The organism is Streptomyces sp. NPDC031474 (genome assembly GCF_055581185.1).
The window spans coordinates 369,574-379,181 of the sequence record NZ_JBVIJX010000009.1 but is presented as its reverse complement, the minus strand read 5'-3'; the positions used below and the strand labels follow the sequence as shown (position 1 = coordinate 379,181).

Below are 9,608 nucleotides of genomic sequence, written 5' to 3'. Positions count from 1 at the left end.
TGGTCCGGCGTACGGAGTCCGGCCCCCGGGTCCGGCGTACGGAGTCCGGCCCCCGGGTCCGGCGTACGGAGTCCGGCCCCCGGGTCCGGCGTACGGAGTCCGGCCCCCGGGTCCGGCGTACGGGACCGGCACCCCGGGTCCAGGGTCCGGGACCGGCTTACGGGACCGGCAACCGGGGATCCGGCAACGGGGTCCGGCGTATGGCACCCGGGATCCGGCGGCCGGGGTCCCGCGGGGTTGGGGTGACAATCAGCCCGGGCCCGGTGGGGGGTCGGGCGGCGTTCGGCGGGGCAATCGGCCGGTGTTCGGTGGACGGGCGGGCGGGCGGTCACCTCGGTGAGGGGGCGCTCGCCCCGAGCCACGTATCAGGCCATGTATCAGGCCACCTATCAGGCCACGTATAAGGGGAGTTGCTTCATGTACGACTACGACCTGCTGGTCGTAGGGTCGGCCAACGCCGACCTGGTGATCGGCGTCGAGCGGCGGCCGGGGGCCGGGGAGACCGTCCTCGGCTCCGACCTGGCCGTCCACCCCGGCGGCAAGGGCGCGAACCAGGCCGTCGCGGCCGCCCGCCTCGGGGCCCGTACGGCCCTGCTGGCCCGGGTCGGCGACGACGCGAACGGCCGGCTGCTGCTCGACTCGCAGCGGGCGGCCGGTGTCGACACGGTGGGTGTGCTGGTGGGCGGGGCGCCGACCGGCGTCGCGCTGATCACCGTGGACCCGTCGGGCGACAACAGCATCGTGGTGTCGCCGGGCGCGAACGGCCGGCTGACGCCGGAGGACGTACGCGCCGCCGCCTGCCTCTTCCAGACCTCCCGGGTGGTGTCGGCACAGCTGGAGATCCCGCTGGAGACGGTCGTTGCGGTGGCGGCGAGCCTGTCGCCGGACAGCCGCTTCGTGCTGAACCCCTCCCCGCCGCGCCCGCTGCCCGCCGTGCTGCTCGCGGCCTGCGACCCGCTGATCGTCAACGAGCACGAGGCGAAGGTGATCCTCGGGGACGCGGAGGCCGGCGACCGGCCGGAGGACTGGGCGCGGGTGCTGCTCGCGAAGGGGCCGAAGTCGGTGGTCGTCACGCTGGGCGCGGAGGGCGCGCTGGTGGCCTCGGCGGAGGGTGTGGTGCGGGTGCCGTCCGTGAAGGTGACGGCCGTGGACACGACCGGTGCGGGCGACTCCTTCACGGCGGCGCTGGCGTGGAAGCTGGGCGCGGGCGCGTCCCTGGCCGAGGCGGCGGCGTACGCGGCGCGGGTCGGTGCGGTCGCCGTGACCCGGCGCGGCGCGCAGGAGTCGTTCCCGACGGCGCAGGAGGTGGCTTCGCTGGACCAGGAGTCGGGCAACGGGGCCGAAGAGTCCCAGGGAGGCGAGTTTCTGTGAAGAAGGCCGGGATCCTCAACCGTCAGCTCTCCGGTGCGCTTGCCGAGTTGGGGCACGGGGACGGGGTGCTGGTGTGCGACGCCGGCATGCCGATACCGGACGGTCCCCGGATCGTGGACCTCGCGTTCCGGGCGGGGGTGCCGTCGTTCGCGGAGGTGGTCGAGGGGCTGCTCGCCGAGCTGGTCGTGGAGGGCGCGACGGCGGCGACGGAGGTCCGGGCGGCGAATCCGGCGGCGGCCGCACTGCTGGACGGGCACTTCCCCGAGCTGGCCCTGGTCTCGCACGAGGAGCTGAAGAGGCTGTCGGCGGGCGCGCGGCTGGTGGTGCGCACGGGTGAGGCGCGGCCCTACGCGAACGTACTGCTGCGGTGCGGGGTGTTCTTCTGACGGAGGCCCAGCACGCGCGGAAGCCTCGGCAGCGCGCGGCACCCTGAGACTTCACCTGGTTCTTGCGAGGAGGCTCCGGCGTCCACGCCGGGGAGGAATCGCCCTCGTGATGCGCACCGAGCCGCGCTACGGCTCCACGGCGGTGGCCCGCTGCGGCAAAAGGTCGAGTGCTGGACCACCGGCGACCCGGACGCCGACGGATGCCCTACACCTCCGCCCTGAAGGGTGGAGCACTGGGCAAGTGTTCGGTAGCAGTAGCTGTGGCACCACGCCATAGCGGCCCGGAGGGGCGCGACACCAGGGCCGGGATCGCCTTGTCAGACAACGGAGTTGTACCTGGACACCGGGGGCCCGAGCACCTGGAAGCAGCAGCTTTCGCACTGCTGAGTCGAGGCGTCCGGAGAAGCTTCGAGGGGGTCTGGTCCGTCGACCAGGCCCCCTCGGCTTTTCCCCTCCGTACCAGAACCCCCGCGATCCCCCCGGATCCCCCTCCAGAAGTCCTGATGCCATGTACGACAGCCACAGGACGGTAAGGGTTGCGCGGTCCGCGGGAAATTTTTCGGAGAGTATTCGGCATGGGATCGGCGAGGAACAGGTAAGCGAAGAGAACAGGCCAATGGCACATGCCGGACGCATCAAACCATTTCCGTGCATATTCCATCAGTTGTAGTGAACACCCCTGACTGCATGGGCGGTTCGCCCGGTTCGTCCAGCATCCTGACGTCGTCTCTGCCGCCTCTTCCGCGAGGAGTACGACCATGTCCGAGACGACCGAACCCAACATCGGCGCGTTCACCCTCGGCGACCCGCTGACCGTCGAACCCGCCCACCCGGTCGCCGTACCGGAGCACGAGGAATGGGCGCTGCCGAACGGCTTCGCCTGGGTCTTCCCCGGCGAGGGCAACAACGGCCGTCTCGTCCGGCCCGTGATCATGGCCGACGGCTTCAATCTCGGCCGCAGCGAGCTCGACAAGCTCTACCAGGGACTGGAGGGCGGCTTCCCGTTCGTCACCGAGCTGCGCCGGCGCGGCAGGGACGTGATCCTGCTCGGCTTCGAGGAGCGCAGCGCGTCCATCCTGGACAACGCGCACGCGGTCGAGGCCGCGATCATGCGGGCCGCCGCCCAGCAGTTCGGCGGCGCCCGGCTGGTGGTCGGCGGCTTCAGCATGGGCGGCATCGTCACCCGCTACGCGCTGGCCAGAATGGAGGCCCAGCGGATGGACCACCGGACCGGCCTGTACTTCTCCTACGACAGCCCGCACCGGGGCGCCTCCATCCCGGTCGGCGTGCAGGCGTTCTCGTACTTCATCCCGTTCCCGAACGACTTCGCGAAGCAGATGGACAGCCCGGCCGCGCGCCAGATGCTGTGGCGGCACTACGACAAGGAGACCGGGAAGATCGGGGTCGCCAAGGAGCGCACGGATTTCCTGGCCGCACTGGAGCGGCTCGGCGGCTGGCCGCAGATCCCGCTGAGGGTCGCCGTGGCCAACGGTCGCGGCGACGGCGTCGGCCTGCCCGACATGCCGCCCGGTGACGTCGCGCTGCGCATCGACCGCATCTACCCCGGCACCACCTTCTACACCCAGGCCCAGGGCGACGACGTGACGGTCGCCTACCTCAACCGGAGATTCCCCAAGGCGGAAAAGACCATCACCACCAGCGGTTTCCCGGAGCTGGACGGCGCGCCCGGCGGCACGCTGCACACGTACCAGATCCTCGCCGAGACGCTGCGGAAGCTCGGCGGCACGGTGGACCTGCGGCACGGGGAGGTGTGCTTCGTCCCGTCGGTGAGCGCGGTCGCCGTCCGCGATGTCGAACGCCAGCCGGACCTGTACACCAACATCAACGAACTCCCGCCGGACGAAAGCGAGTTGGACGAATTCCTCTGCTCGTCCACGACCACCGCCCACACGGCCATCACCGAGGAACTCTGCACCTGGCTCCTGGACCGCCTCCCTGCCTGACCCCCGCCCTTCAGTCCCGACGACCTTCGGTACCCCGACCTTCGGTCCCGCCCGATCCCCGGTCCCGCCGGCCTTCAGCGCCCCGGCCTCCGGCCCCGTCGACCTTCAGTCCGCCGCCCCTCGGTACCCCGGTCTCCGGTCCTGCCCGGTCTCCGGTCCTGCCCGATCTCCGGTCCGGCCGATCTCCGGTCCGCCGGCCTTCAGTCCCCCCGGCCTTCGGTACCCCGCCCTTCAGCCCCGCCGCCCTTCAGCCCCGCCGGCCTCCAGTCCCGCCGCCCTTCAGCCCCGCCGGCCTCCAGTCCCGCCGGCCCCCAGAAAACCACCGGCCCCCGACCCTCACCCGCGAGGCGCCCCCGTGGACCCCCGCACCATCAGTTCCCCCCGCACGGTGGCGATGCCGCCGGGCGGGGGCTCCTCGCGGCCCATGGCGATGCGGCCCGCCCGGGCGCCCGCCTCGGCCAGCGGCAGCCGCACCGTCGTGAGGGAGGGCACCGCGTCGATGCTGAAGGGGAGGTCGTCGAAGCCCGCCACCGACACGTCGTCCGGGATCCGCATCCCCGACTCCCGCAGCGCCGCGCACGCGCCCACCGCGACGGAGTCGTTCGCGGCGACGACCGCCGTCAGGGACGGGTCCCGGCGCAGCAGTTCCAGCGTCGCCTCGTAGCCCGCCCGCCGGTCGTAGCGGCCGTGCACGGTCCAGCGCGGGTCCTCCTCGATGCCGGCCGCGGCCAGCGCCGCCCGGTGGCCCTCCAGCCGGTGCCGGGTCGTCGTCCGCTCCTCCGGGCCCGCGATGTAGCCGAGCCGCCGGTGGCCGAGCCCGATGAGGTGCTCGGTCAGCTCCCGTCCGCCGCCGCGGTTGTCGAAGGTCAGCGCGATCGCCGAGGTCTCCGGCGCCGGCGGCCGGCCGCACAGCACGATCCGCGTCCCCGCCTCGCCCAGCCTGCGCAGCTTCGCCGCCACGGCCGCCGCGTGCGGCTCGTTCTCCATGGCCCCGCCCGTCAGCACCACGGCCGCGGCCCGCTGCCGCTGCAACAGCGTCAGATAGGTCAGCTCACGCTCGGGCGAGCCCCCGGTGTTGCAGACCACCGCCAGCCGCTCGCCCCCGGCCCGGCCGCCCGGCCCCCCGATCTCCTGCTGGATCGCGCTCGCCATGATCCCGAAGAACGGGTCGGCGATGTCGTTCACCAGGATGCCGACGAGGTCGGACGTCGCCGCCGCCAGCGCGCTCGCGGGCCCGTTCAGCACGTAGTCCAGCTCGTCGACCGCCCGCAGCACCCGCTCCCGGGTGGTTGCGGCGACGGGGTAGTTCCCGTTCAGCACGCGCGACACCGTCGCGGGCGAGACCTGCGCGCGGGCCGCCACGTCCGCCAGGGTCACCGTCATCTTCGTCGTCCTCCGGTCGCGCATCTCGTCATACGTCATACGTTGTCGTACGTCGTCGTACGCCCTGGTAGACAGTCGCCGTGACGGCGCGGTTCCGGGCGTGTCGAGCAGACCTTACGGCCCCGCACCCCTGCCGTTCGCCCCCTCGAACAACTCGGGATGGACACGGTCTTGTCCGGACCGCTGGTCAGAGGCTAGCTTCTCCTTGGATAGAAAGCGCTTGCTGTAACGCTGATCAGGAAGAGGCGTACGCGGCGCGCACAACCGCGTACGAATAGCGCAGGCACGCTGCGCACGACGCCTACGAAGGGATCGACGTGACACGCAAGACGGTGCGAATCGCCATGAACGGCGTGACAGGGCGCATGGGCTACCGCCAGCACCTCGTCCGCTCCATCCTGGCCCTGCGCGAACAGGGCGGCCTCGACCTCGGCGACGGCACCGTGCTGTGGCCGGAACCGATCCTCGTCGGCCGCCGCGAGTACGCGCTGAAGGCGCTGGCCGAGCAGCACGGCCTGGACCCGCAGAACGTCTCCACCGACGTGGACGCGGTCCTCGCCGACCCGACCGTCGACATCTACTTCGACGCCCAGGTGACGTCCGCCCGCGAGGAGGCGATCAAGAAGGCGATCGCGGCGGGCAAGCACATCTACACCGAGAAGCCGACGGCCACGGGCCTCGACGGCGCCCTGGAGCTCGCCCGCCTCGCGAACGAGAAGGGCATCAAGCACGGCGTCGTCCAGGACAAGCTGTTCCTGCCGGGCCTGCTCAAGCTGAAACGCCTCATCGACGGCGGCTTCTTCGGCCGGATCCTGTCCATCCGCGGCGAGTTCGGCTACTGGGTCTTCGAGGGCGACTGGCAGAGCGCCCAGCGCCCGTCCTGGAACTACCGCGCCGAGGACGGCGGCGGCATCGTCGTCGACATGTTCCCGCACTGGGAGTACGTGCTCCACGAGCTGTTCGGCCGTGTGAAGTCCGTGCAGGCCCTCACCGCCACCCACATCCCGCAGCGCTGGGACGAGCAGGACAAGCCCTACGACGCCACCGCCGACGACGCCGCCTACGGCATCTTCGAGCTCGACGGCGGCGCGATCGCCCAGATCAACTCCTCCTGGGCGGTCCGCGTCAACCGCGACGAGCTGGTGGAGTTCCAGGTGGACGGCACGGAGGGCTCGGCGGTCGCCGGACTCCGCAACTGCCGCGTCCAGCACAGGTCCGCCACCCCCAAGCCGGTCTGGAACCCCGACATCCCCGCCACCGAGGTCTTCCGCGACCAGTGGCAGGAGGTCCCGGACAACCAGGACTTCGACAACGGCTTCAAGGCCCAGTGGGAGCTGTTCCTCAAGCACGTCTACGCCGACGCCCCCTACCACTGGGACCTCCTCGCCGGAGCCCGTGGCGTCCAGCTCGCCGAGCTGGGCCTGAGGTCCTCGGCGGAGGGCCGCCGCCTCGACGTCCCGGAGGTCACGCTGTGACGATCCGACTCCCGAACCCCACCGGGGCCCTGCGGTCGTACGAGCCCCGCACGGAACCCCTCGCCGTCACCACCGGCGCCCCCTTCACCTCCCGCACGGTCTACTCCGCCGCGCACGTCGTCGCCGACCCGTTCGCGGACGTGTCGCCGGACTCCCCGGCCGCCGTCGACTGGGACGCCACCCTCGCCTTCCGCCGTCACCTGTGGTCCCACGGCCTCGGCGTCGCCGAGGCGATGGACACCGCCCAGCGCGGCATGGGCCTGGACTGGGCGGGCGCGGCCGAACTGATCCGCAGATCGGCCGCCGAGGCCAAGTCCGTCGGCGGGCTCGTCGCCTGCGGCGTCGGCACCGACCAGCTCACCGCCCCGGCCTCCCTCGCCGAGGTCCGCGCCGCCTACGAGGAGCAGCTCGCCCTCGTGGAGGAGTCGGGGGCCAAGGCGATCCTGATGGCGTCCCGGGCCCTGGCGGCGGCCGCCGCCGGCCCCGAGGACTACCTGGACGTCTACGGCCACCTGCTGCGCCAGTCCGCCGAGCCGGTGATCCTGCACTGGCTGGGCCCGATGTTCGACCCGGCGCTGGAGGGCTACTGGGGGTCGTCGGACCTGGACGCGGCGACGGAGGTGTTCCTGGAGGTCATCGCGGCCCACCCCGACAAGGTGGAGGGCATCAAGGTCTCCCTGCTGGACGCCGGACGCGAGATCGACATCCGCCGCAGGCTGCCGCAGGGCGTCCGCTGCTACACGGGCGACGACTTCAACTACCCCGAGCTGATCGCGGGCGACGAGAAGGGCTTCAGCCACGCCCTCCTCGGCATCTTCGACCCCCTGGGCCCCCTGGCGGCGGAGGCGGTGCGCGTCCTCGACACGGGCGACAAGGCGGGCTTCCGCACCCTCCTCGACCCCACGGTCGAGCTCTCCCGCCACCTCTTCCAGACCCCCACCCGCTTCTACAAGACGGGCGTGGTCTTCCTGGCCTGGCTGGCCGGCCACCAGTCCCACTTCACGATGGTCGGCGGCCTGCAGTCGGCCCGTTCCCTCCCGCACTTCGCCCGCGCGTACGAACTCGCCGACGGTCTGGGCCTGTTCCCGGACCCGAAGCTGGCGGAGGAACGCATGAAGAACCTGCTGTCGCTGTACGGGGTGAACCAGTGAGCGCTCTCGGGGACCTGTCCCGCTTCTCCATCAACCAGATGACGGTCAAGCAGCTGTCGATGCCCGAACTGGCCGACGCCTGCCGCGAGTTGGGCGTGACGAACGTCGGCCTGTGGCGTGAGCCGGTCCAGAGTCACGGTCTGGAGGCGAGCGCGAAGCTGGTCCGCGACGCGGGCCTGACGGTGACAACGTTGTGCCGGGGCGGCTTCTTCACGGCCATCGACCCGGCCGAGCGGAAGGCGGCCCTGGCCGACAACCGCCGGGCCATCGACGAGGCCGCGGCCCTCGGCACCGAGGTGCTGGTCCTGGTCTCCGGCGGCCTCCCGGCCGGCTCGAAGGACCTGCACGGCGCGCGGGAGCGCATCGCGGACGCCCTGGGGGAGCTGGGCCCGTACGCGGAGCGGCACGGCGTCCGGCTGGCCATCGAGCCCCTCCACCCGATGTACGCGTCCGACCGCTGCGTGGTCTCGACCCTCACCCAGGCCCTTGACCTCGCGGAACGCTTCCCGGCCCACCAGGTCGGCGTCGCGGTCGACACGTACCACATCTGGTGGGACGACCGGGCCCCCGCCCAGATCGCGCGGGCCGGCGCGTCCGGCCGCATCCACACCTTCCAACTCGCCGACTGGACGACCCCGTTGCCCGAGGGCGTCCTGAACGGTCGCGGTCAGATCGGCGACGGCGCGATCGACATGCGCGCATGGCAGGGCTACGTGGAGGCGGCCGGCTACACCGGCCCCATCGAGGTCGAACTCTTCAACGACGGGCTGTGGGCCCGCGACGGCCGCGAGGTCCTCGCGGAGACGGCGGCCCGGTTCCTGGAGCACACGGCGTAGGGCTCGGCGGCGGTGGCCGGAGAGGGGGATGGGGGGATTGCAGGCCCTCTCTCCGGCCGCCGAAAAAAGGCTCGGGGGGACGAGCCGGCTAGCGCGCCACGCGGTAGCGGAGGTAGACGAATTTCGAGCTGAAGGTGCGGGTCTCGACGAGTTCGAGGTCCACCCGGCGCTCCTGCCGCGCGAAGAACGGGACGCCACCGCCCACCAGCACCGGGTAGACCATGACCCGGTACTCGTCGATCAGATCCGACGCGGCCGCCTCGGTGGCGAGAGTCGCGCCGCCGATCGCGATGTCGCCCTCCCCCGGCTCGGCCCGCAACCGCTCGATCTCCTCCGCGAGGCCGCCGGAGGCCAGACGGGCATTGCCCTGCACCGCCGACAGCGTGGTGGAGAACACCACCTTCGGGAGCGGCTTCCAGAGCGCGGCGAACTCGAGCTCCGAGTCGTCGAGCGAGCCATCCTGCTCGGCGGTCTCCCAGTACAGCATCGTCTCGTACAGCCGTCGTCCCAACAGGTGGACGCCGACCTCTCGAATGTCGTCGATCCAGAACCGAAAGACCCCCTCGTCGGGCGCCGACCAGTCGAAGCCGCCGTCCGGCCCGACGATGTAGCCGTCGAGCGAGACGCTCATCGAATAGCTCACGCTGCGCATCGGCAGTCCTCCTCGGTGACGGGTTTCGACACTACGACCGCCGGACGCCGCAGAACTCATCGCGACGCGCCGGATCCCCCGGGCCCTTCCCGGATACCGGCGTCCCCGCAGACCCACCGAAACGCCCCGCCGGTTCACCTGCACCGGCCCCTGCCCAGAACATCCACCACCAGCCAGAACCCAAGAAGCAGAGCAACCTGACGGAGTCCTGCTAGTGTCCTGCGCCGGAGATCCGTTGGCAGAAGCGGGCGAGGGAGTCGAGGATTTCCTCGGCTGTTTTGGTCCAGATGAACGGCTTGGGGTCCTCGTTCCAGTCCTTGACCCACGCGCGGATGTCGGCCTCGAGAGCCTCCACCTGCCGCCCGGCCCCGCTGCCACGACCTGATCCGC

The 9,608-nt window shown here is 71.6% G+C and carries 9 protein-coding genes; 6 read left to right on the top strand and 3 right to left on the bottom strand.

From position 1 onward, the window contains the following. Positions 1 to 417 precede the first annotated feature (417 nt). The 3 genes from ACZ5SK_RS21130 (at position 418) to ACZ5SK_RS21120 (ending at position 3,721) form a co-directional block, all read left to right on the top strand. Positions 418 to 1,371 carry a ribokinase gene (locus ACZ5SK_RS21130; RefSeq protein ID WP_334579736.1) on the top strand — a complete coding sequence of 318 codons (954 nt, stop codon included), beginning with the start codon at positions 418 to 420 and terminating at the stop codon, positions 1,369 to 1,371. Beyond that, the gene (gene rbsD / locus ACZ5SK_RS21125) at positions 1,368 to 1,757 is read left to right on the top strand and encodes a D-ribose pyranase (RefSeq protein ID WP_319674584.1); all 390 of its coding nucleotides are present in this window, start codon (positions 1,368 to 1,370) and stop codon (positions 1,755 to 1,757) included. Before ACZ5SK_RS21130 ends, rbsD begins: the two co-directional genes overlap by 4 nt. A gap of 758 nt (positions 1,758 to 2,515) precedes the next feature. Continuing rightward, complete coding sequence (locus tag ACZ5SK_RS21120; RefSeq protein ID WP_334579735.1) at positions 2,516 to 3,721, top strand: esterase/lipase family protein; 1,206 nt, start codon at positions 2,516 to 2,518, stop codon at positions 3,719 to 3,721. A 336-nt stretch (positions 3,722 to 4,057) separates the two neighbouring features. Here ACZ5SK_RS21120 and ACZ5SK_RS21115 read toward each other — a convergent pair whose 3' ends face one another. Continuing rightward, a complete protein-coding gene (locus ACZ5SK_RS21115; RefSeq protein WP_334579734.1) occupies positions 4,058 to 5,104 on the bottom strand; it encodes a LacI family DNA-binding transcriptional regulator in 1,047 nt (348 codons plus the stop codon). 317 nt (positions 5,105 to 5,421) lie between these two features. On the opposite strand from ACZ5SK_RS21115, the gene ACZ5SK_RS21110 reads away from it, so the two are divergent. Genes ACZ5SK_RS21110 through ACZ5SK_RS21100 form a run of 3 tightly spaced genes read left to right on the top strand, consistent with a single transcriptional unit; the run spans position 5,422 to position 8,566 of the window. Then, complete coding sequence (locus tag ACZ5SK_RS21110) at positions 5,422 to 6,579, top strand: Gfo/Idh/MocA family protein (protein ID WP_334579733.1); 1,158 nt, start codon at positions 5,422 to 5,424, stop codon at positions 6,577 to 6,579. Next, positions 6,576 to 7,730, top strand: a complete 1,155-nt coding sequence (locus ACZ5SK_RS21105; protein WP_468576428.1) for a dihydrodipicolinate synthase family protein — start codon at positions 6,576 to 6,578, stop codon at positions 7,728 to 7,730. The genes ACZ5SK_RS21110 and ACZ5SK_RS21105 overlap by 4 nt, the downstream gene beginning before the upstream one ends. Before the next feature lie 38 nt (positions 7,731 to 7,768). After that, positions 7,769 to 8,566 carry a sugar phosphate isomerase/epimerase family protein gene (locus ACZ5SK_RS21100; protein ID WP_334581343.1) on the top strand — a complete coding sequence of 266 codons (798 nt, stop codon included), beginning with the start codon at positions 7,769 to 7,771 and terminating at the stop codon, positions 8,564 to 8,566. Between the two features lie 88 nt (positions 8,567 to 8,654). On the opposite strand, the gene ACZ5SK_RS21095 is transcribed toward ACZ5SK_RS21100, so the two are convergent. Together ACZ5SK_RS21095 and ACZ5SK_RS21090 are read right to left on the bottom strand one after the other, a co-directional pair. Then, the gene (locus tag ACZ5SK_RS21095; protein ID WP_334579731.1) at positions 8,655 to 9,218 is read right to left on the bottom strand and encodes a dihydrofolate reductase family protein; all 564 of its coding nucleotides are present in this window, start codon (positions 9,216 to 9,218) and stop codon (positions 8,655 to 8,657) included. Positions 9,219 to 9,429: 211 nt separating this feature from the next. Next, positions 9,430 to 9,573, bottom strand: a complete 144-nt coding sequence (locus ACZ5SK_RS21090) for a hypothetical protein (RefSeq protein WP_334579730.1) — start codon at positions 9,571 to 9,573, stop codon at positions 9,430 to 9,432. Between the last annotated feature and the right edge of the window lie 35 nt (positions 9,574 to 9,608).

Bases quoted from the DNA above. Each gene is read 5' to 3' on its own strand.
- ACZ5SK_RS21120 (WP_334579735.1), top strand. From the start codon at position 2,516: ATGTCCGAGACGACCGAACCCAACATCGGCGCGTTCACCCTCGGCGAC.
- ACZ5SK_RS21130 (WP_334579736.1), top strand. From the start codon at position 418: ATGTACGACTACGACCTGCTGGTCGTAGGGTCGGCCAACGCCGACCTG.
- ACZ5SK_RS21115 (WP_334579734.1), bottom strand. From the start codon at position 5,104: ATGACGGTGACCCTGGCGGACGTGGCGGCCCGCGCGCAGGTCTCGCCC.
- ACZ5SK_RS21100 (WP_334581343.1), top strand. From the start codon at position 7,769: ATGACGGTCAAGCAGCTGTCGATGCCCGAACTGGCCGACGCCTGCCGC.
- ACZ5SK_RS21095 (WP_334579731.1), bottom strand. From the start codon at position 9,218: ATGCGCAGCGTGAGCTATTCGATGAGCGTCTCGCTCGACGGCTACATC.